The organism is Microbacterium sp. A8/3-1, from assembly GCF_040267695.1.
Classification (GTDB): domain Bacteria; phylum Actinomycetota; class Actinomycetes; order Actinomycetales; family Microbacteriaceae; genus Microbacterium; species Microbacterium luteolum.
The window spans coordinates 2,737,068-2,758,624 of sequence record NZ_CP158357.1; the positions used below are offsets into that span (position 1 = coordinate 2,737,068).

At 64.5% G+C, this 21,557-nt stretch carries 26 protein-coding genes and 1 riboswitch; of the genes, 17 read left to right on the plus strand and 9 right to left on the minus strand.

Going from position 1 to position 21,557, the window contains the following annotated elements; genetic code table 11:
- Positions 1-243 precede the first annotated feature (243 nt).
- From ABS642_RS13375 to ABS642_RS13400, 6 genes are all read left to right on the plus strand, one after another.
- Entirely contained in the window at positions 244-1,005 is a 762-nt protein-coding gene (locus tag ABS642_RS13375) for a DUF3883 domain-containing protein (protein WP_350350466.1), read from the plus strand.
- A gap of 113 nt (positions 1,006-1,118) precedes the next feature.
- Positions 1,119-1,643 carry a hypothetical protein gene (locus ABS642_RS13380; protein WP_350350467.1) on the plus strand — a complete coding sequence of 175 codons (525 nt, stop codon included), beginning with the start codon at positions 1,119-1,121 and terminating at the stop codon, positions 1,641-1,643.
- Positions 1,640-2,587, plus strand: coding sequence for a Kiwa anti-phage protein KwaB-like domain-containing protein (locus ABS642_RS13385; protein WP_350350468.1), 948 nt, complete (start codon positions 1,640-1,642; stop codon positions 2,585-2,587). The genes ABS642_RS13380 and ABS642_RS13385 overlap by 4 nt, the downstream gene beginning before the upstream one ends.
- A gap of 154 nt (positions 2,588-2,741) precedes the next feature.
- On the plus strand, positions 2,742-4,157 hold the full coding sequence (locus ABS642_RS13390) for a hypothetical protein (RefSeq protein ID WP_350350469.1): 1,416 nt from the start codon (positions 2,742-2,744) through the stop codon (positions 4,155-4,157).
- A 481-nt stretch (positions 4,158-4,638) separates the two neighbouring features.
- Positions 4,639-6,030: a DEAD/DEAH box helicase gene (locus ABS642_RS13395; RefSeq protein WP_350353438.1), complete on the plus strand. Its 1,392-nt coding sequence runs from the start codon at positions 4,639-4,641 to the stop codon at positions 6,028-6,030.
- 64 nt (positions 6,031-6,094) lie between these two features.
- Positions 6,095-6,778 (plus strand): DUF3883 domain-containing protein, encoded by a 684-nt coding sequence (locus ABS642_RS13400; protein WP_350350470.1) that lies wholly within the window; start codon positions 6,095-6,097, stop codon positions 6,776-6,778.
- A gap of 4 nt (positions 6,779-6,782) precedes the next feature.
- On the opposite strand, the gene ABS642_RS13405 is transcribed toward ABS642_RS13400, so the two are convergent.
- Positions 6,783-8,420, minus strand: a complete 1,638-nt coding sequence (locus tag ABS642_RS13405) for a hypothetical protein (RefSeq protein ID WP_350350471.1) — start codon at positions 8,418-8,420, stop codon at positions 6,783-6,785.
- A 199-nt stretch (positions 8,421-8,619) separates the two neighbouring features.
- Positions 8,620-9,234, minus strand: coding sequence for a MerR family transcriptional regulator (locus ABS642_RS13410; RefSeq protein WP_350350472.1), 615 nt, complete (start codon positions 9,232-9,234; stop codon positions 8,620-8,622).
- 72 nt (positions 9,235-9,306) lie between these two features.
- Between ABS642_RS13410 and ABS642_RS13415 the strand changes: the two genes are divergently transcribed.
- From ABS642_RS13415 to ABS642_RS13455, 9 genes are all read left to right on the plus strand, one after another.
- Positions 9,307-9,837, plus strand: a complete 531-nt coding sequence (locus tag ABS642_RS13415) for a DUF4188 domain-containing protein (protein ID WP_350350473.1) — start codon at positions 9,307-9,309, stop codon at positions 9,835-9,837.
- A gap of 6 nt (positions 9,838-9,843) precedes the next feature.
- Positions 9,844-9,951: riboswitch (TPP riboswitch) on the plus strand.
- Positions 9,945-11,216 (plus strand): MFS transporter, encoded by a 1,272-nt coding sequence (locus tag ABS642_RS13420; RefSeq protein WP_350350474.1) that lies wholly within the window; start codon positions 9,945-9,947, stop codon positions 11,214-11,216. Its footprint overlaps the riboswitch before it by 7 nt.
- 459 nt (positions 11,217-11,675) lie before the next feature.
- The gene (locus ABS642_RS13425) at positions 11,676-12,572 is read left to right on the plus strand and encodes a hypothetical protein (RefSeq protein WP_350350475.1); all 897 of its coding nucleotides are present in this window, start codon (positions 11,676-11,678) and stop codon (positions 12,570-12,572) included.
- Positions 12,573-12,587: 15 nt separating this feature from the next.
- Positions 12,588-12,998, plus strand: a complete 411-nt coding sequence (locus ABS642_RS13430) for a hypothetical protein (protein ID WP_350350476.1) — start codon at positions 12,588-12,590, stop codon at positions 12,996-12,998.
- A gap of 95 nt (positions 12,999-13,093) precedes the next feature.
- The gene (locus ABS642_RS13435) at positions 13,094-13,330 is read left to right on the plus strand and encodes a hypothetical protein (RefSeq protein WP_350350477.1); all 237 of its coding nucleotides are present in this window, start codon (positions 13,094-13,096) and stop codon (positions 13,328-13,330) included.
- A 23-nt stretch (positions 13,331-13,353) separates the two neighbouring features.
- A complete protein-coding gene (locus ABS642_RS13440; protein ID WP_350350478.1) occupies positions 13,354-13,584 on the plus strand; it encodes a hypothetical protein in 231 nt (76 codons plus the stop codon).
- Positions 13,585-13,766: 182 nt separating this feature from the next.
- A complete protein-coding gene (locus tag ABS642_RS13445; protein ID WP_350350479.1) occupies positions 13,767-14,924 on the plus strand; it encodes a Cmx/CmrA family chloramphenicol efflux MFS transporter in 1,158 nt (385 codons plus the stop codon).
- A 24-nt stretch (positions 14,925-14,948) separates the two neighbouring features.
- Positions 14,949-15,221 carry a hypothetical protein gene (locus tag ABS642_RS13450; protein WP_350350480.1) on the plus strand — a complete coding sequence of 91 codons (273 nt, stop codon included), beginning with the start codon at positions 14,949-14,951 and terminating at the stop codon, positions 15,219-15,221.
- Positions 15,222-15,263: 42 nt separating this feature from the next.
- On the plus strand, positions 15,264-15,692 hold the full coding sequence (locus ABS642_RS13455) for a polynucleotide kinase (protein WP_282215091.1): 429 nt from the start codon (positions 15,264-15,266) through the stop codon (positions 15,690-15,692).
- 34 nt (positions 15,693-15,726) lie between these two features.
- Here the strand turns inward: ABS642_RS13455 and ABS642_RS13460 are convergent, their stop codons facing one another.
- Positions 15,727-16,017: a hypothetical protein gene (locus ABS642_RS13460; RefSeq protein WP_350350481.1), complete on the minus strand. Its 291-nt coding sequence runs from the start codon at positions 16,015-16,017 to the stop codon at positions 15,727-15,729.
- 77 nt (positions 16,018-16,094) lie between these two features.
- Positions 16,095-16,673, minus strand: a complete 579-nt coding sequence (locus ABS642_RS13465) for a TetR/AcrR family transcriptional regulator (protein WP_350350482.1) — start codon at positions 16,671-16,673, stop codon at positions 16,095-16,097.
- 75 nt (positions 16,674-16,748) lie between these two features.
- On the opposite strand from ABS642_RS13465, the gene ABS642_RS13470 reads away from it, so the two are divergent.
- Positions 16,749-17,750 (plus strand): SDR family NAD(P)-dependent oxidoreductase, encoded by a 1,002-nt coding sequence (locus ABS642_RS13470; protein ID WP_350350483.1) that lies wholly within the window; start codon positions 16,749-16,751, stop codon positions 17,748-17,750.
- A 23-nt stretch (positions 17,751-17,773) separates the two neighbouring features.
- Here ABS642_RS13470 and ABS642_RS13475 read toward each other — a convergent pair whose 3' ends face one another.
- Together ABS642_RS13475 and ABS642_RS13480 are read right to left on the minus strand one after the other, a co-directional pair.
- The gene (locus tag ABS642_RS13475; protein ID WP_350350484.1) at positions 17,774-18,334 is read right to left on the minus strand and encodes a PIN domain-containing protein; all 561 of its coding nucleotides are present in this window, start codon (positions 18,332-18,334) and stop codon (positions 17,774-17,776) included.
- Between the two features lie 6 nt (positions 18,335-18,340).
- On the minus strand, positions 18,341-18,952 hold the full coding sequence (locus ABS642_RS13480; RefSeq protein ID WP_350350485.1) for a helix-turn-helix domain-containing protein: 612 nt from the start codon (positions 18,950-18,952) through the stop codon (positions 18,341-18,343).
- A gap of 51 nt (positions 18,953-19,003) precedes the next feature.
- On the opposite strand from ABS642_RS13480, the gene ABS642_RS13485 reads away from it, so the two are divergent.
- Positions 19,004-19,390: a VOC family protein gene (locus ABS642_RS13485; RefSeq protein ID WP_350350486.1), complete on the plus strand. Its 387-nt coding sequence runs from the start codon at positions 19,004-19,006 to the stop codon at positions 19,388-19,390.
- Positions 19,391-19,393: 3 nt separating this feature from the next.
- Here ABS642_RS13485 and ABS642_RS13490 read toward each other — a convergent pair whose 3' ends face one another.
- The 3 genes from ABS642_RS13490 to ABS642_RS13500 all read right to left on the minus strand — a co-directional run bounded on the left by ABS642_RS13490 (position 19,394) and on the right by ABS642_RS13500 (position 21,556).
- Positions 19,394-19,828: a hemerythrin domain-containing protein gene (locus ABS642_RS13490; protein ID WP_350350487.1), complete on the minus strand. Its 435-nt coding sequence runs from the start codon at positions 19,826-19,828 to the stop codon at positions 19,394-19,396.
- A gap of 172 nt (positions 19,829-20,000) precedes the next feature.
- Positions 20,001-20,645, minus strand: coding sequence for a hypothetical protein (locus ABS642_RS13495; protein ID WP_350350488.1), 645 nt, complete (start codon positions 20,643-20,645; stop codon positions 20,001-20,003).
- Between the two features lie 131 nt (positions 20,646-20,776).
- A complete protein-coding gene (locus ABS642_RS13500; RefSeq protein ID WP_350350489.1) occupies positions 20,777-21,556 on the minus strand; it encodes a 3-keto-5-aminohexanoate cleavage protein in 780 nt (259 codons plus the stop codon).
- Between the last annotated feature and the right edge of the window lies 1 nt (position 21,557).

A 21,557-nucleotide genomic window follows, 5' to 3' on the forward strand; every position in this document is an offset into this window, starting at 1 on the left:
CACCGCATCAAGATTGCTCGGGCTGTGTCCGGGATGTCGCGACATGAGGACTCGTCGAGAGTCGTCCGTGAGGAGGGCTCTCGGGCCCGACTAACTCGAGTTGAACTTGTCGTGTGAGCCGCGTCTGCTTTCCCGACCGTCGGCCCGACTGCCCTTTCCAGCTGACTTTAACCCGACGAGCGGCGGCGACTTACGAAAGCTCGGGCGGTTGGATACGAGCGGAATATCGGAATATCTTTAGCCATGCATACCTGGAGGGAATCAATCATCGAGGCACTGTCCGCACTTGATGGAGAGGGGCAATACGACGAGATCTACGCTGAGGTTGCGGCCCGGCGCGGCGCTCTTCCCCCTTCGTGGCAAGCCATCGTTAGGCGGACGATTCAACAGTCTTCCTCGGATTCGGCGGCCTTTATCGCCGGCAATGGAGACGTTTTCTACTCGACCGACGGGCTCGGCCGGGGACGTTGGGGGTTGCGACTTCGGCCGCCGGCGCTGGTTGGGATGGATACCTTCGTTGGGCAATGGGCTGGCCTGGGACAAGGTCTCGTTTCAAATTCGGTAGTCCGCTCCGCGATCGAAATGCACGCGGTCACAGCCGCAGTCGCCTACTACGAGTCGCTCGGGGCGCGAGATGTGGAGGAGGTAGGTAAGCCCTACGATCTAAGAATGACCCTGGAGGGGCGTGAGGCCCACGTCGAGGTGAAGGGCTCAACTCGCACCGTGCAAGCCGTGACTCTAACGCGCAATGAAGTGCTGCACGCGAGATCGACGATTGTCACCCAGCTTGTTGTTGTCGACCAGATAGAACTTCAAACCGATCATGAAGGCCTGATTACTACGTCGGGAGGACGTATGCGGATCTGGCAGGCCTGGGCACCGTCGGACGAGTCACTGACAGCAACTGTTTATCAGCACACCCTTCCCTTGTCGAGCGGTGCTGGGGGCCCGAAGATACTTCAGCTTCCTCGATATGAGGGCCCAGTCACCGCAATGATGGAGTAGGGGCGACACACGTCGATCTTCGCTCGCCGGTTGTCAAGTGACTAGTTGACGACATCACTTGGCGGGCAAATCACGTCTCCACGACGGCGGTAGTTACCCCTACAGTCGGAAGCATGAAGAACGTCGTGGGCGCTGGTCTCCTCGCGTCGGCATTCGCGCCGTTGGTTGCTTTGCTCGCGATTCTGAAACTCAACGCGCTTCAATGGACCGGCTGGATCATCTTCGCCGGCTGCCTCGCGTCGTTCGTCCTCCTTTACTTCGTCCTCCGTAGCCTCAGCAGAGTGCAGGCGCGCCCCGTTGAGGTGATCCAAGTGACACACGAAGATGAACGCGTGCTCGGGTTCGCTGCCAGTTACGTGGTGCCAGTGGTCGTTGCGGCGTTCAGTGGAGACGACGTCACCTCTCTCCTCGCTACGTCAGCGCTCACATTGCTGATGATGATCATCTACGTCCGAGCTGGTTTATATCACCTCAACCCAACCCTGGCGATCCTGGGATATCGACTCTACAAAATCACCTCTACCAGTGGAGCATCGACCATGTTGCTCACGAAGGGTGCGCACATCGCCCAACAAGGAGTCGTTGAGTGCCGCTACCTTGGAGATGGTGTAGCTATTCAATTGAAGGGACGATCGTGACAACCGAGGAAGAGCGCCATGTACTCACCGACGCGCTCAACGCGGAATTCACCGGACTGGACAACTTCGTCCTGCGCGGTGACGCAATAGTCGGGGCGGACCTATCGCGCTTCGAATTAGTAGACTATATGGCCACGGGAGTGGCCAACGACGTGCGGCGGAGACTAGAATCTCTGAGCCGCAAGCAGTTTCTCGACTACGATCCTTCGTATCAAACGAGCACTTCACAGGTGCTCGTCGAGAAGCTGAGCGAGATCCCTGAACTCGCTGTTACAGACGCGGCAGTTCGGAGGGGTGACGCGCCCTACGACGCCGGAGGACACGCAGTCGTCGCTATGGCACATGCCGTTGGCACCGGGACGAATCGGATTGTCGCGTACCGAATGAAGGGGCCAGGCATCGTAACGCGCCGATCCCGCGGCGTCACGCTAATCCCTCGTGATGGCATCTATCGCCCCATCGGAGACGACGTGCTGTTCTACGAACCGAACTTTGACGTCTTCACGTGTGCCGGCTTCGCCTACTTCACAACCGCTACCCTAATCCAGACCAAACTTCACGCACCCGAAAAGGCACGCCAACTTGCCCGCCAAACGCTGGCAAGTGTTACGGCAAAGATTCGGATTGACGGATTCCCCCAGCTTGAGCAGGCTGTGATGGACGACCCAAGCATGCGGGCGAAGATGGCCTATGTCGCGCGGCTGATGCAGACCGATCCTGACTACGCTAAGAACCTGACAACGAGGAAGCTCGTTGCATTCGTCGAGGCCTATCCCGATTACGATATCCGCATTAGCATCGCGGACGGAAAGAAAGCCCTGCGCTTCGATCCCTCCCCACAGCACCGCCACCAGATTCCACGTCTGCTAGCCGATGACTATCTCCACAGCTACCTGACGAACCGCAACTATGAGGCAGGCTCGAAGCAGCGCGCGCAAACCTGATCGGTCTCATTCCCTCGCTCTCGCGCGATTCCCTGCCAGGTCCCGACACGAGATGATCCCCTCCTCGAACGGACACGTTGCGTGGTTCATCCGATGAGTCGCACGCGAAGGCTAGATTCGTCAGAGAGGCCGAGCTAGATACCGGGAGCAGATCGTGACAGAAGCGAACAGGGCACAGCACATCGTGCAAGCGTTGGCTCAGTACCAACAACAGGCGGGGCCGCGCGACACAATGCGAGTTCCACTCCGGGGAAGCGGCGTACTCCTCGAGGTCGTGGAGGTTCCGCTCGATCTCCCCGTCCTCAATGCCGAGAGTTTCCGTATTGCTCCGTCTCTCGAGGAACACCCGCAGGCGAATGTCGTGCGGACCGATCCATATTCCAGCGCAGCGCAACGCGTGGTCGCAGACCTCGTCCGAGCGTCGCACCGACACATCGAGGATCTCAAAGAGAGCCTCATCGAAGGGCAGGATCAGCCCGGCCTCATTACGCGCAAAGGTAAGCTCATCAACGGCAACACGCGTTGCGTACTGCTCCGCGAGCTTCGGGCGGAAGGCCGGATAACAGCTTCCACCATCCGCGTCGCGGTGCTTCCTGCTGACGTCGTTGAGCCACAGGAACTTGAACTGGAGAGCGTCCTACAGAAGCAGATCGAGCACAAAGACGCCTATAACTTGGTCAGTGAGCTGATGATGCTGAAGAAGCTTCATGAGAGCGCCGGACTCACCGACGCCGCGATCGCCCGTCGTCTTCGCATCCGAAGCACGCAGCGCGTTACCGACATGCGCGCGGTTCTGGACCTTATGGAACGTGCCCGCCGCCTGACAACGCCGATGCTTCCGCTGACTGCGTTCATCCAGGAGAAGGACCAAGCGCAGAATTGGTTCGAACTACTGACCCACGTGCGGGAATCTGATCAACGCGACGGCCGCCAAGCAGGCGACTTGCTCATCGGTCGGTGGCTGCTGGCGTACATGCTTGGGTTCAACTCAGTGCACAAGCTAAGGCATGCATACGGCGAGTGGGTCGAGGCCGACGTCGTGCCAGATCTGGAAGAGGGCAACGATCTCGGCTCAGCGATCGCCGAGGTAGCTCTCAGTTCACCCGCTGAGCCAGAAGAGCCCCCTACCCGCCCTGTTGGCGTCGACCTTCTCGGCGACGAACCGCCGGCCCCACCAGCGCCTGAAACGTCCACGGTGAAGCAACTCCTGAACCTGGCGGTGATCGCGACCCGCGCCGGCGACACCGAAGTCGCGTTGGGCAACGGCGAAACCGCACCCGCCGCTGACGTACGGGAGGCCCTCCAAGCCAGTGTCTCGCGCGGGCTTGCCGCTTCGAAGCGGCGCTCCCTCGCGGGCAGCCGCCTACACCGACCCGCGTTCGGCCTCACTCAGGCGCGCTCTGGGCTAAAGGAGGCGCTGGACGCCTTGGACGAGGTTGCGGAATTGCCCGAGTTCTCGCCACACCGTGACAACATGTTGCTGCTCATAGACGAGGTTACTGAACTTCTCGAGAAGGTCACCGAGGCTGCCCAGGGCGACGGAGCTGAAGCAGCCGAGTTCGATGCCTAACTCTGCGAGACTCTCTCTCACTCTCGCCGGACAAGCCGGCCGCATAGTCGCTGTTGCGCATGATCTGCCGGCGGGTGATTGGTACCGGATCAGCCTTCAACTCGCCGGCAGCACACCACCCGTCGGTGAGCCACTATCGGTCGAGCCGGAGCGACTCCTTCAAGAGCGACTCTCCCTTCAGGGTTTACTAATCGAACTCGGAATCAGTCTTGAGGCGGACGAGGGGGTCACAGGTCTCCTCAGCCGCAGCCTCCGCGACCAGCGCGCTTTCAGCTCCGCGCTCAGGGGTGTCGGCGCTACTGAGAACTCAGGGACTTTGACCCGTAATCACGACCCGGACCGAAGTATCATCCGCAATCTTCGCCCTTTCCAGAGTAGAGACTTCGAAGCGCTTGCGCGATTGCAACATGGCGCGAACTTTTCCGTCCCCGGCGCAGGAAAAACGACCGTGACGTATGCCCTACATGCGCGTGAGCGGTCGATGGGAAGAGCGACGAAACTTGTGGTGATAGCCCCCATATCAGCTTTCAGCGCATGGGAAGAGGACGTCGCCGAAGTCCTGGACCCGCCTTTGAGCATTGGGCGGTGGCGGGGCGGACCGTTGCCCGACACGGACGTTATTCTTCTCAACTATCAGCGTGTGCCGGCAGCAGTGGACCCCCTCATGAGTCTGATGCTGCGTCATCCGACCCACCTCGTCGTCGATGAAGCCCATCGGGCAAAACGCGGCGCCGCTGGTGAGTGGGGACGCGCGCTGCTCCGCCTTGCACCGTTCGCGGTGCGCCGAGACGTTCTCACTGGCACGCCCGCCCCCAATCAGCCGCGGGATCTGCTGGCCGTGCTCGACATCGTCTGGCCCGGAGGCGTCGCACGCCGTGCTATACCTCCCGCGACAGCCCGAAACGACGCATCGGACGCTGACATGCGGATGCTCAACAGCGTGGTCGCCCCGCTTTACGTGCGCACCACGAAGAATGAATTGGGACTAAGAGACCCACGTATTGTGCTCGACCCTGTCCCCATGGGAGACCTGCAGCAACAGATCTACGACGCCATGCTCGACCGATACGCCGGATCGCTCGATCTCGGACGTCGAGACGCCGCGATGCTGGCGCAGATGGGTGAGATCACTATGTATCTTCTGCAGGCCGCATGCAGCCCGCGCCTGCTGTCTAGCAATTCCGACGCTTCGCGCCAGTATCGCTACCCTGCTCTCGCAATTCCTCCCGGCTCTCGGTTGGCCGGGCTAATCGACACCTACGCGGACCACGAGGTGCCCGCAAAGATCGATCGCGCTCTTCGCATCATCGAGAACAACGTACGGCTGGGGCGCAAGACTCTGGTTTGGTCAAACTTTCCCGATAATCTCCGGGATCTCGAGCTCATGCTCGCAGGTGTCAACCCGGCACTCATCTACGGGGCGATTCCGAGCATTGAAGACGCCGAACCTGGCGTGCGAACGCGCGAGCGGGAGCTTGACCGATTCCGAAATAGCCCCGACTGCTGGGTTCTTCTCGCTAACCCCGCGGCGATGTCGGAGGGCGTCAGCCTCCATCACTGGTGTCACGACGCGATTTACATTGATCGAACCTTCAACGCTGGTCACTACCTTCAGTCCGTGGATCGGATCCATCGGCTCGGTCTGCCGGAAGACGTGGACACGCGCATCACGATCCTCACCAGCGAGGGAACAATCGACGAACGGGTCAACGGCCGAGTGGAGGACAAGACCCGCCGGCTAGCGCTCATGCTGAATGATCCCGTACTAGTCCAGATGGCGCTTCCCGATGATGACGACTCCGGGGAGATTCTCGATGATCAGCTCGATCTCATTGAAGTGATCGCGCATCTGCAACGCCGCCTCCCGGACTAGAAACGATCGCATCTTGCCCCTCTTCACGGATCACCAACTACTTGCCGCTGTGCGGGTCGCGAGGATGACGGACCACACCGGAAGCACGCAGAAGGATGCGATACGTAGTTTCCCGCTCGTGATGAGCCAAGGCGAGCACCGGAGCGACGACCTCCAAAGTGGGCTGGGTATCCTTCTCGATGTCGGTCTCGTTTTCCAACAAGTAGACCGACTCGTTCCCAGCCCTGCATTGTTCGTACTTGCCAGCCTTTCAGATATCGATGCGGTCCGTCACCTTCGGCGTGTAACCACCGATAGGGCCGACCCCTTCGCCCTTATCGAGATCGGGGCAGCAGGTGAAGCCGCCGTCATCGAAGCCTGTCGCGCCGAACTCAAATCTCTTGGACACGTGGAGTTGGCAGCCAAAGTGATGCAGGTGAGCTTGCTCGACGACACGCTCGGGTATGACGTGTCCGCGCCCACGCTAACCGGACAGGCTCGGCTACTAGAGGTGAAAACGACAATGCAATATCACCGCGATCTCTTTGTTTTCTTCCTGTCTCGGAACGAGTTTGAAATCGGCCGACATAGTCGCGCCTGGGCGATGGTTGCTTGCGAAGCTGTTGGCGGGTCGGCGCAGGTCATCGGATGGTGCCGTGCATCCGCGATCGCCCCATACTTACCCGCTGACCGGCGTGGCCGATGGACCGAAGCACGCATCCGACTACCACGATCGGTGCTCCTTGAGGGCCTCCCGCCCGCGATCTAGATTGTCAGAGCATGGACCGGGGACTCTGGGCCACCCGTTGCGGAATTCTAACGTTTGCGAGAGCCCGAGGCTCGATCTTCTTAAGCCCAGCGCCTTGTCTCCGCGCTGCGCCCAAGACGGCGCGCTGACCCTCCGGGGTCCGGAGCCATTCGACGATTGCGACCCGAGATTCAGAGGGCAGATCTTCGGCCCACGACCAGCCATAGAGATTGTTAACGATCGCAGCGCCCGCCCGATTTGTCGCGAACCGCATTTTTTCACGGGTCATTGGCCCGACGATGATGTCAGGAACAACGAGGTCGTGGTGCAGATCGTACCAATCTCTCGGGCGGACGCGGCAGAGGTAGGCTCTATCGACCTCGGCCACCTCACCTGTCGAGAGGTATAGGTCCAGCGCACCGCCCGGGATCCTGTCTTCGGATGTTGCGACAAGCAGCCAGCGCTTTTCCAAGACCCCAGCTCTTTCGAGCTCCTCCGTTCCGATATCGTCCGAATACTTGAACAGCCTCCTAACTAGCGGTATCGCCCACTTTCGGAGTCCATGGTGCTCCACATCCTGGTCGCTGAGCACGAAGAAGTCGTTGGCGCCGGTCGCCGTTCCACGACGGAGACGACAGAAGTCGGACAGAGGAGCATCCGCTTCCTCCTCGCCAAAGGTTGAGAGGGACTCTTCCTCGAACAGGGCTCGCCAAGAGACGTCTAGTAGCCGGTTGCGAGAAATCAGACGGCGCCGGTGGCTCTGGCGTTCACGAGTCCACGCAGCAACGACAAATTCCGCGGGCCCCGCACGTTCGGGCCCGACTTGCAGAACGACTGCATCGACTTGAGCGTCGGCGAAAAGCCGGGAATCGACCAGCCGCAGCTCGATCCGCCTGTTCTCGAGCGCCGAGAGGTGATTGCGTAGGGGACGGGCATATTCCGACTCGAGCCACTGAGCTGGCAACAGCAGGCTAATCCCGTCCTTCGGCCCCAAATGCAGCAGTGATATAGCTGTAATCAGCGCGGATAAACTGGCGCGCGCGCCACAGAGACCTCCCGCCGCTTGCTCCAGCCGAGTGCGATCCGCCGCGGACATCAATTGGGACCGGGTATACGGCGGATTGCCCAGAATCAGCCTTGGCCCCTGAGTCAGTTCGAGTCGCTCGATCCAGGTGGTGAAGTCCTCGCGCACGATACGGATACCGGCCGCGCGCGACGCAGGCTCTTCTAGTCGCATCTGGCCGATCCAAGCCCGAAGAGCAAGCAAACCGAGCGTCACAGGGTTGACGTCGACGCCGTACACGCCTGCGGTCGGCCAGCGCTGGGAAGCGGACACCGTGAATACGCCCACGCCTGCGCCCACGTCGACCACCGTCGACGGGTCGCCTTCCGCTTCCTGCCACATGTCGAGCATTAGCTGAACCTCGGGGCGAGGCGTAAAGAACGTGCCAAGCGCTCGGCGGTTCGAGCTAGATACGAGCTGTGCGTAGATCGCTGCCAAAGTCTCGTCGGGCGTTTCCCTGACCGCACGCACCGCCGCTTCGACAACCGTCGCTGGCGCCGACGGTCCATCGCTGAGCCAGGCCTGAACGTCAGCGGGCCATCCGACAAGCGAGTCTTTTGCAACGATGGCCGACACGAGACCGCCCAGCACGCTCAACATTCGGCGTTCGTCCGCCGAAGCTCCCGGGACCAAGTCCGCGGCGATCGGCTGACCCGGAGTCCTCCGCACCCATCCGAGCACGATTCCTAGATCAGTAGTCACGCTCGATTCTCTCCCATTTCACCCGAGCCTTGCGGCGCAACGGTCGGAAGATGGGAAGGATACGCGCCAATCGGACTAGTCTGCACCGGCTTCTCGTCTAGGAGACTCGTCGGCCGAACCTCTCCCCGGAACTCACCTGCTGCGCCACCCGCCGCAATGCCAGCAGCAACGGTTCCACCAACACCGACCCCAGCACCACGTACCGCACCGCAGCCTCCGCGGACGCCGACGGCACCCCGGCGATCTCGGCATCCGCAATCCGCCGCATGCTCGCGAGGTACTCCGCCATCGCCGCATCCGGCACGACGAACCCCGCGTTCTCCAGCCCCTGCAGCGCCCGCGCGACTGCGCTCAGCACCGCCGGGTCGCACATCCCCGGCTTCCACCCCAGACCTTCGACGAGCCGCTCGGCCTCCGTCAGATCCAGCGCGTCATCCATCGGCGGAGTGATCGCCCCATGTGCCGCGCCCAGGAGCAAGTGCGGACTCTCCGGCGGATCATCCAGCGCCGCCAGCACCCGCCGCGTCTCGGCGATGCTCACTCCCGCGTCGAGCAACGCCCGGATCACCCGCAGCCGCTCCACATGCTTCTCGCCATAGGCGGCCTGGGTCGGCGCGCTGCGCTCACCCTCGGGCAGCAGCCCCTCGCGCAGGTAGTACTTGATCGTCGGCACGGTCACGCCCGTCTGGGCTGACAGTTCGGAAATTCTCATGGCCACCTCTTGACTTCGATAGTAGCGCTATCCATTATAGATAGTGAAGCTATCCAATCAGGAGGAGTCATCATGTCGAAAGTCATCACGGGCCGCATGACCCACCGCCACGAGGGCGAGCTCGTCGTGTTCCACATCGGGATGCAGATCAACCGCTGGTGGCGACCCGACCTGTGGCTGCCGACCTTCTTCGCCATGCCACCGATGCTGCGCGAACTCTCCATCGACCCCGACTCGGGCATGCTCGGCTACCAGCTGCTGTTCGGATCCGGCGGACCCTATGTCGTGCAGTACTGGTCATCGGTCGACAAGCTCTACGCCTATGCGTCCAGCCCGTCGCAGGAGCACCGCCCCGCCTGGACCCGCTTCAACAAGATGGCGCGCAAGGCTCCGGGCGCGGTCGGCATCTGGCACGAGACCTTCCTCGTCGATCGCGCCGAGAGCGTGTACGTGTCGACGAAACCGATGGGGCTGCCGAAGGCGACGGAGATGGTCGAGGTTGGCAAACGGCAGGATCGGGCGCAGGCGCGGTTCGCGGAGGGGCGGACGGTGTCTGGCCAGGCGCAGTCCCCGGAGATCTTGAGCGAACCGCGCCTCCCCTAGACTTCCTTCCAACCACAGGGGAGTCCCGGCAGGGACTGAGAGGGCGCTGACGCAGCGCCGACCCTCACACCTGATGCGGGTCATGCCGCCGTAGGAAGTCGAGTCATATGTCGCGCCTCATCATCGAACCCGAAACGTCCTCTCGAGCACGAAAGGCCGTCCGCGGCGGATTGCTCGGCAACTTCGTCGACCAGGTCGATATCTTCCTGCCGGTGATCGCGCTCGCCCCCGCGGCCGCGGTCGTGCTCAGTCCCGACCCTGCTCAGACTGGCCTGATCTTCGTCGCCACCCTGTTCGGACGCCCGCTCGGAGCCGCCATCTTCGGAAGCCTCGCCGACCGCTACGGCCGCACGAGCACCACCAAGGTCGCGATCGCCGGCATCGCGATCACAACGCTCTTGATCGCCCTGATCCCGAACCACGACCTCGGTGGTGAAGCAACCCTCTGGGCGTTCGTCGCGCTCCGTTTCGTCGGAGGCATCTTTCTCGGTGGCGAATACTCCGCGGCGATCCCGCTCGCCATGGAATGGTCTACTCCACGCCAGCGCGGCCTGCTCAGCGGCGGCATCATGGCCATGTCCCCGCTCGCGAACTCATTCATCGCCGCGCTCACCCTGACGCTCCTGCAGGTGCTCGGAGCCGACGACTACGCGATGTGGGGATGGCGGATGCCGTTCATCGCCGGCGCCCTGCTCGCGGTGGCGATGCTCGGCTACTACTCCGTCGGGGTCCACGACTCCCCCGTCTCGACGAGCGTCCGCCACCGCACCCGACCTCTGTCCGACATTCTGATCGGACCGTTCCGCCGCCAGCTCTGGCAGGCGTTCACGCTGATGACCGGCCTCTGGCTGTTCACGCAGATGGCGATCCCCGTGCTCACCGGCCTGCTGAGCGAAGCACCCCAGATCGGCCCGACCACCGTGCCGCTCATCATGCTGGTCGCCACCCTCGTCTCGGCTGCGGCGATGATCGCCAGCGGTGCAATCTCGCAGCGGATCGGACGGCGCCGCTTCTTCGTCGCCTTCGGAGGCCTCGCGATCATCGCCGCTCCGCTGGCCCTCATGTGGGCGATGTCCGCGCAAGGCGCTGGCGCCGTGCTGGCCGTCACCGTCGTGCAGATCGTCACCGTGTCGGCCTACGGCCCGGTCGGCGCCTATCTCGCCGAGCGCTTTCCCGTTTCCGTGCGGTCGAGCGGATACGGGGTCGGCTACTCGCTCTCCATGGTGATCCCGGCGCTCTACCCGTTCTGGCTGCCCGGATTGCAGAGCACGCTCGGCGTGGGCACTGCGGTGGCCGTCGTGCTCGCCGCGGCGTCTTCGCTGCTCATCTTCGGCGCGCTCCTCGGCCCCGAACCCGACCGTGCTGCGCCGTTGGAGTGAAGGGCGCTGGGATGGGGCCGCGAGAGCGGCACAACACCCCGACAGCACCCACATCAGCGGCGCGGTGTTGCGGGGTGGAGGGTTCGTTCTGCGAGACGCCTGCCAGCCCAGAGAGTGAAGCCATGCCGCCGATGCTGCGCGAGCTGTCCACCGACACCGATTCGGGGTGGCGTTCTCTCCGCTCGGGCGCGGGACGCTGACGTCGGGCATCCGTTCGCTGGATGAGCTGGCGCCCGAGGATGCTGATGCTTTATATCGGTTCGACCGCGTCTGTGTGCTTTACTCCCTCGCATGAGGTCGCTATTTGAGGATGAGTCGATGGTCGGAGAGCTGTTCGACTTCATCGACGAGTCCGATCTGATCTCGGATGAATAGGAAGCCGCGGCCCGAAGCAACGCGGAACCGCGGAGGAATCGACCAGGACCCTGTGATCGCGGGGATGAAGGTACGGGGGTTGAAATGAGGAAGTTCAGTGTTGGTGCTGCCGCGGGAGCAGCGATGCTGCTGTCGGCTATGTGGCTCGCGCCCCCGGCAATCGCGGATGACGAATCTGCGGTTGATGCGGTTGCAAAGGTCGCCCCTGCTGATGTGGCGGCGACTATCGATATCCCGCTGCTGGCAAGCGGGGAGAGCATCGTAACCATCGATCGACTCGAGGTCGAGGTGTCTACGACCGCCTCTGATGGTGTGTCCATTTCGGCGGGTGACGGGGTGGCGACAATCGGGCTTCCGTTCGCCGATAAAGCCAGTGCGGGTTCTTCCACGGATCCTGGAACTGTCACGTATGACAACGGGAACTCGACGAGCAGCGTCGTTCTCGTGCACGACACCGGATCGGTGCAGGTCGCGACCGTGATCGACAGTGCGGCTGCGCCGACGCGCTATGACTACCCCATCGATCTTCCCGAGGCTTCGAGCCTCGTTCTGCGTGACGGGGGCGCGGCTGTGATCGATGACGCGACCGGTGAGGTTCTAGGAAGTTTCGCCGCGCCGTGGGCGAAAGACGCAGCCGGCAAGGATGTTCCCACTCGCTATGAGCTGAATGGTCAAACTCTCACGCAGGTCGTCGACCACAGCAGCAGCTTCGCCTATCCCGTGGTCGCGGATCCGACGTACAACACATACGTGAGCTACCTGAGCAAAGACCAGGTTGTCAGCATGTACAACGGGCTCAAGGGCGTCAGCAACGCGTGCAGCCTCGCTCCGATTCCTTACCCGGTCAGCATCGCCTGCATGGGACTGGCGCCTGCTGCACAAGTTGAGAAGGCGTACTGGAACAAGTGGCGGCTCAAGGTGACGTATTACAGCTGCGGCTTCAACTACTGCAGCTACACGACGTACACAGCCGTACCGTAGACAGGGAGGAAGACCATGCGCATCAAGACGCCGTCCACCAAGGTCGGGTATCTCCTCATCGTCGTCGTCGGGATCACACTCACTGTGATTCCGCTCGCAGCCATCAGCTACGAACTCGGGTTCGCGTGGGCGGTCATAGCTCTCGTAGCGGCCGTCGTGGTGGCAGCACGAACATTCCGTGGCATGGGTGAATCTGACGCCCCGCGCCCCTGGTGGAAGATGACCAGCACACGAGGCAGCGGAATTCTCCTCAGCGTGTTGTTCTTCGTCCAGGGCACCACAGCATCCATCGGAGCGTTCGCTTCACCGAGTCCACCACTCGCTGTCACCGGTGGCGCGGTGGCGCTGATCATCGCTGTCTTCTACCTGAGCTCAGCCATCCGGGTTCCGCATCACGTGGCGCGGCCCGTTCGCGGGGAGCTCTAGGCCGAGGCTCTTCCGAAAGCGGGAACGCTTCTCACACGCTCCCGCTTTCACTAGCCGAGGCCCCACGACCGCGGGATGTTGTGGACAATAGGTTCATGCCCCTCCGCACGAACCTGGGATCGCCAGCCACCCGCTGGCCGACGATCGCGGTCCTGATCGCGTCAGGGATATCGCTGCTGCTTGTCATCGCCACGCTTCTGTCCGTTCCGGCGATCCTCGTGGGTGCAGCCGGCTTGTTCGTCGCTTGGATGCCGTATCTGTTCGGCGTCGCGATCTGCGCCACAGTGTTGTCGACCCTCGTGCTCCAGCGGCGTTCGAGCAGGAACGTATGAGAAATGCCGATTCAGGAGAGATCATGACCAACGCCGCCGACACTGAACAGTCCTGGTTCCGGACCATCACCCGACCGGCCTCGCGGATGATCTTCACGGTTCTCGCGCTCGTCGCGTTCGTCGCCGGCATCGCGCTCGGCGTTGCCCTCCCGGAACACCAGCTCTGGTTCCAGGTGCCCGCCGTGCTGATTCTGATGATCTGGTTCATCGTCATGACGCTGCACTATCGCCGAGCACGGGCGCCGCGCGCGTAATAGAGTCGTCCCCATGTCGAGTCCTGAGTCAGACAGGTCAGGGGCTGCCGGTCACACCGCCAGCCCCCGGATCCGCTGAACCCGACGCCCGCTGTCTGTGCGGGCGCCGATCCGTCGTCCCCGGGCGACGGCCGTGGTGACCAAGAAGCTCCCTTTCTTGATCTCTCACCTCGGAGTACTCGATGCCTTTCTCCCTCTATCTGCTTGCCCTGGCGGTCTTCGTCATGGGCACCTCGGAATTCATGCTCGCGGGACTGCTGCCCGCCATCGCGAGCGACCTCGACGTCTCGGTCGGCACGGCCGGCCTGCTGACATCCGCCTTCGCCGTCGGCATGGTCGTCGGCGCACCCCTCATGGCAGCCTTCGCCCGCCGCTGGCCGCCACGGCTCACGCTGATCGCCTGCCTGCTGATCTTCGCCGGATGCCACGTCGTCGGAGCACTCACCCCGACGTTCCCGATCCTGCTGCTCACGCGGATCCTGAGCGCTCTCGCGAACGCGGGATTCCTCGCCGTCGCGCTGACTACAGCGACCGCACTCGTCCCCGCCGACCGCATGGGGCGCGCCCTCGCAGTGTTGCTCTCGGGCACGACCATCGCCACCGTCGCCGGCGTCCCCGCGGGCGCGCTGTTCGGCACCGCACTCGGCTGGCGGTCGACCTTCTGGGCGATCGCCATCCTCTGCCTGCCCGCGGTGCTCGGGGTGCTGCGCGGCATCCCGGCACGAGCGGGGCGTGACGCACCATCATCGCTTCGGCAGGAGCTGCGCGAGCTGACCTCGCCGCGCCTCCTCCTCGCGATGACTCTCGGAGCCCTCGTCAACGGCGGCACTTTCGCGGCGTTCACCTTCCTGGCCCCGGTCGTCACCGACGTCGCCCACCTGGATGCCGGATGGATCTCGGTCGCGCTGGTGCTGTTCGGTGTCGGATCGTTCCTTGGCGTGAACATTGCGGGACGACTGTCGGACCGGCATCCGGGTCTCGTGCTCGGCATCGGCGGACCGCTGCTGCTTGCCGGCTGGGTCGCGATGGCCCTGGTCGCATCGCACCCGGTGCCGCTGCTCGCCCTGGTGTTCCTTCAGGGGATGCTGTCGTTCGGTGTGGGCAGCACGCTCATCGCACGGGTGCTCTACGCGCCATCCGGTGCTCCGACGATGGGCGGGTCGTACGCGACGGCCGCGCTGAATGTGGGGGCGGCAGTCGGGCCGGTGCTCGGCGGATTCGCGCTGGCGACCGGCGCGGGGCTGCTCGGGCCGGTCTGGGTCGCGGCCGGGCTGACAGGTTCCGCACTCGTCGTCGCGTTGCTGTCACGACGCGTGCACGACCGCCGACCGAAAGCCTGAGAGGATCACACAGTGAGCGCCACCGTGACGATCCCAAGAGGGACCACCGTCATCGTCGACGACGGCAGCCACCACGACCTCATCCCCGGCACCTGCCCGGTCCATGCCACCAACGCGTCCGGACAGCCGGTCCCGGCCGGCGATCGTCCTCACTTCCTCGAGGTCGATCTGCCGACCGCCGGCACGACCGGCATCGGCGTGATCCTCGTCCGCATCCCCGCATACGAAGACGTGTTCCCTGTGCAGACCGTCAGCGGCACCGTGGAGTTCACGATCAACAGGTCCGGGACGCACTGACAGCACGCGCCACGAATTACGACAACCCACTACCCTCGCACCATGCCTCATGATCGTCCGCGCGCCTGGATCTTCGACGTCGACGGCACTCTTGCGCTCATCGGCGACCGCTCGCCGTACGACATGCGCAAGGTCTCGATCGACACGCCGAATCATCCGGTCGTGCTCGCAGCCCAGGCCTTCGCCGCACACCCCGACGTCGACGAACTCATCGTCGTCTCGGGCCGCGACGAGACAGCGCGGCGTGCGACCGAAGCCTGGCTGACATTCAACGACGTCCCTTTCGATCGGCTTCTTCTCCGCCGCACCGGAGACACGCGCCCCGACCACATCGTCAAGGCCGAGATCTACGACTCCCGCATCGCGCCTCGCTTCACCGTCATCGGCGTCGTCGACGATCGCCGCAGCGTGGTGAAGATGTGGCGGTCTCGCGGACTGGTGTGCTTCCAGGTCGCCGAGGGCAACTTCTAGCGCGGCTGGAAAGGCGTTTCGCGGTCGCCGCAGGTCAACCGATTCGCTTCTGCACTCCCGCATCCGCGCCATAGCGGTCCTCGAACGCGCGAAGATCTCGTTGAGCTCGGCGACGCTGAACCACGCCCATCGTTGCGCCGATCAGCAGCACGATCACAAGGGCAGCACGGACGAAGTCGGGGCCGTCGATGATGAGGAACACCACCCAGCCCGCGGCGAGGACGGTCGAGATGACGATCTGGTACGTCGCCCAGGAGTTGGCGCGCTGCAGAGTCATGCGCTGCCGGATCAGCGACGGCGTCGGCTCGTCTGCAGACTCAGTCATGGGCAGAGCCTAGCGTCGGAGCGGCGCAGACGTTTCGTCTCCTCGCTGCGCTCGTCGCTCAACGACCGGGAGTGTAGTCAACGACCGGAAGCCGCGATCCCCCGCAGCAGCACCGCCACAGTCGCCTCGACCCGCGCCTCGTCCAACGGACGCCCGAGCAGTGCGGCGTAGCTCGCCATCGCGACGAACTGATCCGCGATCGCGGCGGCATCGGCATCCGCTCTCACGTCGCCGGCGTCGGCGGCCAGCGCCATCCGGCCGGACACCCACTCGCGGATCGGCGCGGCCAGCTTCTCGTTCAGCGCGAGCCCGAGCTCGGGATCGGATGCCGTGATCACGATCAGCGCTCGCGCGATCGCGACGCCGTCGGCATCCGCCAGCGACGCGCTCATCTCGGAGAACCAGGCCCGCAGATCGGCGGCGAGATCGGTCGTGAACGGCACCGCGACATCCGCCCCGGGCAGCCCGCCCTCGAGCAGCGCTTCGCCGAGGATCGCGGCCTTCGACGGCCACCACCGGTAGATGGTCTGCTTCGAGACGCCTGCGGCATCCGCCAGTCCCTCGATCGTCACGGCCTCGTACCCGTCGCCGGTCAGCGCAGCGCGCATCGCGTCGAGCACCGACTGGCGGGCTTTCTCACTGCGGGGACGAGGCACCATCCGAGCGTACTCAGGCGTACACTGAAACATAAGTAGACGCACCGTTGCGAAACTCGAACAAGGAGAACGAGCATGGCCCTCACCGCACACTCCACCATCGGCGACTGGATGAACGACCCGACCGGCGGACCGCTCATCCGCGAACTGTTCGAGAAGACGGGCGCCGACCCCTCCCTGCTGACTCCCGTGCTCGGCCTGCCGCTGCAGCAGCTCGTCGCGATGAGCCAGGGCGCCATGCCCCAGTCGATCGTCGACGACCTCGTGCGCGCGGCCAACGGCGGCGAGATCCCCGCCGACGACGAGTCCGCGGGCTGGACCGAGAAGCCCACCTCCGGACGCTTCGCCGGCAAGACCGTGATCGTCACCGGCGCAGCATCCGGCATCGGGAAGGCCACCGCGTCGCGCATCGCCCGCGAAGGCGGACGTGTGATCGCCAGCGACATCGCCGCCGACAAGCTCGACGCGCTGAAGGCCGAGCTCGCGGATGCCGACATCGTCACGGTTCCCGGCGACCTCACGAAGCAGGACGCGATCGACGCCGTCCTCGCCGCCGCGGGCGACCGCATCGACGGCCTCGCCAACGTCGCCGGCATCAACGACGACTTCTCCCCCGCGGGCGAGACGACGGATGCCGTGTGGGACCGCGTCATCGCGATCAACCTCACCGCGCCGTTCAAGCTCATGCGCGCGGTGCTGCCCGTCATGGAGGCCGCGGGACGCGGCGCGATCCTCAACGTCTCGAGCGAGGCCGGCCTGCGCGGCAACTCCTCCGGCAACGCCTACACGGCCAGCAAGCACGGCATCATCGGGGTCACGAAGTCTGCGGCGTTCATGTATGGGCCGAAGGGCATCCGCGTGAACTCCGTCGCTCCGGGCGGCGTGGCCACCGGCATCCCGATGCCCCCGAACATGTCGGAGTACGGCTCCGGCCGTCTGGCTCCGTTCCAGCAGGCGATCCCGACCGTCGCCACGGCCGAGCACCTCGCGGCATCGATCACGTTCCTGCTGTCGGATGACGCGGTCAACATCAACGGCGCGATCCTCGCCAGTGACGGGGGATGGTCGGTGCAGTAAGAGGCAGATCCGGCGCCCGCTGATCAGATGCGGCGCCGGACCTCTTCCACGAAACCCGGGACGCCGGCGCGATGAAGCGACGTCAGAACGTCATCTACGCTCCGGCGCGGGTTCCGAGTGGCGTCCGCTTGCGTCTCGAGCGCGTGCAGGACGATCGCACCGCGCATGTCCAACTGGCTCAACAGGAAGTCGTCGGGAGAGATCACCTCCAGATCGAGACGTCTCATCGTCCGGTCCGGGAAGTCTCGAAGATTGGCGGTGACGATCGCATCCGCGTGAGCCCGGAGAGCAGCGGCCACGACGTGCCGGTCGTCAGGATCGGGGAGCTCCAATCCGTGCTCGATCTCAGCGAAGTCGCCGACGCATGCGCCCGGGAACGCCTCACTCATGTACGCGATGCGCCGTTCGATCTTGCTCGCGTCGAGGTCGGGATGAACGCTCGAGATCGCATCGCTCGTCTCGGCGAGAATGCGGGTCGACCAGATCGGCCGGTAGAGCTGTTCCTCGGCGAGCCGGAGAAGAGTGTCGCACAACGACACCGGGACCATCACGCAGGCGTCGAGGACAGCCGCGAAGATCGCCATACGAGGTCACGCGCTCCGAGAACGCTTCTTCGCTGCACGCAGAGCCTTGACGTATTCCTCCTGCGAAACGTCGTAGAGGCCATCGGCTGACCCCTCCGCCACCAAGGCGTCGAGACGCTCGATGGCCCGCACATGGGAGCGATCGCGGAACGCGATGACGTCGGCGAGCTTGATCCGACGGTGCCGGCCGGGCTGCTCGTACGGGATCTCGTCCCGCTCCAGCATCCGCACGAATGTCGGCCTGCTGACACCGAGCATCTCTGCGGCTTCCTGAGTGCTCACACGCATCGAATAGGGCACGACGCTCACCGCGTTGCCCGCTCTCATCGCCGCCGTGACCCGCACCAGGATCTCGTAGACCTCGTCAGGGAGTTCGATGGATTCCCCGTCAGGGCCGACGAGCCTCGGCTTCACCTTCTCATCGGCTTCTCGTTCGATGAACCGAGCAAGGCCCGCGATGCCCTCCGAATCCGATGGACTCACCGGATCGACGGAACGACGCGAGCGGACGACAGTACTCATGATTCCTCCCGCTCCCAGCGTGCGCTCAAAACGGATAAAACGCAAGAGTCGAACGAAACGAAAGGCGCGCGCTCGGCGGAGACCGGCAGCAGGCACCTCGACGCAAGCCCCCTTCGCGATCTCTCGAACTGCGCCTACGCTCGCCTCATGCTCGCCATCGTCTCGATCGTCATCCGCGCGAACGACCTGCCCGCTCAGCTCGAGTTCTGGAAGGCCGCCCTCGACTACATCGAGCGCGATGCGCCCGAGGACGATTGGGCCGTGCTCAAGCCGCGCTACGCGGACGCCCCGTGCATCGCGCTCAAGGCTCATCACTCCGAACGCGTGCTGCCCCCGCGTATCCGTCTCGACGTCTACGCCGAGGATCAGGCCGCTGAGGTCCGACGACTCGTCGAGCTCGGCGCGCGCGAGGTGCCCTGGGACGGACGACCGGACGACGCCGACTACATCATCCTGGAAGACCCCGAGGGCAACCGCTTCTGCATCGTCGACCGCCCGCACTGGCCGGGCTGGCAGCGCATTCCCGCGCGCTGAGCATCACAGCGGCCCGAGCACCCTCCCCGGATCAGCATCCAGCTCCAGCGTTTCGAGTACCGACAGCAGCTGCCGCTCCTCGAAACGGAAGTGGCTCTCCATGATCGCCGCGATGCCCTCGAGGTGTCGCGACAACTCGTCGGGTGATGCGGCCGAGTCCACCGCGGCCTGCAGCCCGCCGATCAGGTGCCCGATCATCGAGTGATCCTGCTCGAGCTTGCGCAGCGTGTCCCGCAGTTCCGGGTGCGCCGCGGCGATCGCCGGGAACAGCTCCCGGTCCTCACCCTCGTGATGCCCTGTCAACGCCGCGCAGAAGCCATGGCAGAACAGCAGCAGATCGCGAGTTGCCGATCCGCCAGGTGGTTCGCCGGAAGCGAGAGCCTGCTGCGTGATCGACAGAGCTTTGCGCAACCGCTCGTGGACGCTGCGCAGTTCCATACTCCAGGCCACGAGCCTGGTCTTCTCGCCCTCAGTCACGTGAGGGCGAAGGGGTCGACGTGTTCATCGTCGTTCTCCTTCGGATCCCACGCCTCCATGTCTGACACAGCCTGCCACCGACACGCGACGCTGCCGAAAAACTAGCACGACCCCTCTCACCGATGCCGCGCTCCTATCCGCGCGTCGGCCGCCGAGACCAGGACACCGCGAACAGCACCGCTGCCACGAGGAACGCCACTCCGTACGCCATGCGTCCGACCGGCGGCAGCACGAACTGCGGAAGCGCGAGCACCGACAGCACCCCGAGTGGCCAGGCGCCCCAGCGCGACGCTCCGGCACGCGACGCCACGACCGCGAGGCAGAGCATCGCCGCCGCGACCAGCAGCAACCCGACGCCGAAGAGGATCACCGCCGCGAGATTCATCCGGATGCTGCCGCTCAACGCCACCACGTCGACCGATGATCCGGCGAGGGCCGCCCGACCGATCTCGTGCAACGCAAAGGTCTCGGATCCGTAGTACGGGAGCACCATCGCGACCCCGAGCGCCGCGCCGTCGCGGGCGATCCGTGCGATCGGGGAACGACGGCGCACCGACAGATCCCGCAGCCCCGACGTCACCACAGCCTGCGCGAGCAGCGCCAGCATCACGAAGGCCGCAGCACCGGCGAGGTGCGCGACGACCCACCGCGGATCCGCGAACGCCTCAGCCATCGCGGTCGGCTCCTCCGACACATCGCCCCACGGACGCACGAGCTGGAAGGTCGCCATCAGCACTCCGGCGGCGACGGCGTACACGGGGACGAGGCGCGAGGACATGAGGATGAGGCTAGGGCCTGGAAGTGAACAAGCGAGGAACCCGGGTGGGTGCGTTTCGTCTCGCTGGCGCTCGCTCAACGACCGGGGGAGGGAGGAACCCGGTGGCGGCGTTTCGTCTCGCTGGCGCTCGCTCAACGACCGGGGTTCCGGCGCACCGGCATCCGTCCGACCGCGGCCCGCACCATGGCGGCGTTCGTCGAGGCCGGCATCCCGTCGGGCAGAGTCAGTACGTCTTCGAGACCGATCCGGGTATTCAGACCCAACTCGACCGCGAGGTCGAAGGCCGCCCACGCGGACCCCTCTTCGCCGTGGAGCAGGATCGGGATGCCCGGCTCCTCGGCCGCGACATGTGCGATCAGTCCCTCGGCATGGCCGCGCACGACGTCGGCCGCCTCGTCAGGAAGCTCGATCAGCACGCGGAGACAGTCGCCCCGCACGGGCGAGCGCCGCCACGCCTCGAGGCCCGAAGAATCCCAGATCCCCGCCTCGATGCCGACACCGCGGCCGAGCAGCAGCGCAGCCACCTCGTCGGCTCCGGCCTCGTGCCAGTTCACCGAGGCGAAGTCCGGGAGCTCCGTCCATCCCGCGAGGGCGGCGAGACGCCGCTCGACGTCGGGTTCGGCCCAGGCGCCGGTCGTCACGCCGACGGGGATGCCGGGGCAGGCCGCTCGCACCGCGCGGAGCCACTGCGCGACGTCGTCACCCTCCAGGCTGTCGCGACCGCGTTCATCCTTCGCATGCACGTGGATCGCACCGGCTCCCGCGGCCACCGCCTGCGCCGTGTCGCCCGCCACGACCGTCGCATCGGTGCTCAACCACGGATGCTGCGCCACATCTCGCGCGCCGTTGACGCATACCTGCAGGAGCATGCGACGGTCCGGCTGACCGTCGGCATCCGTCTCGAGAGGCACC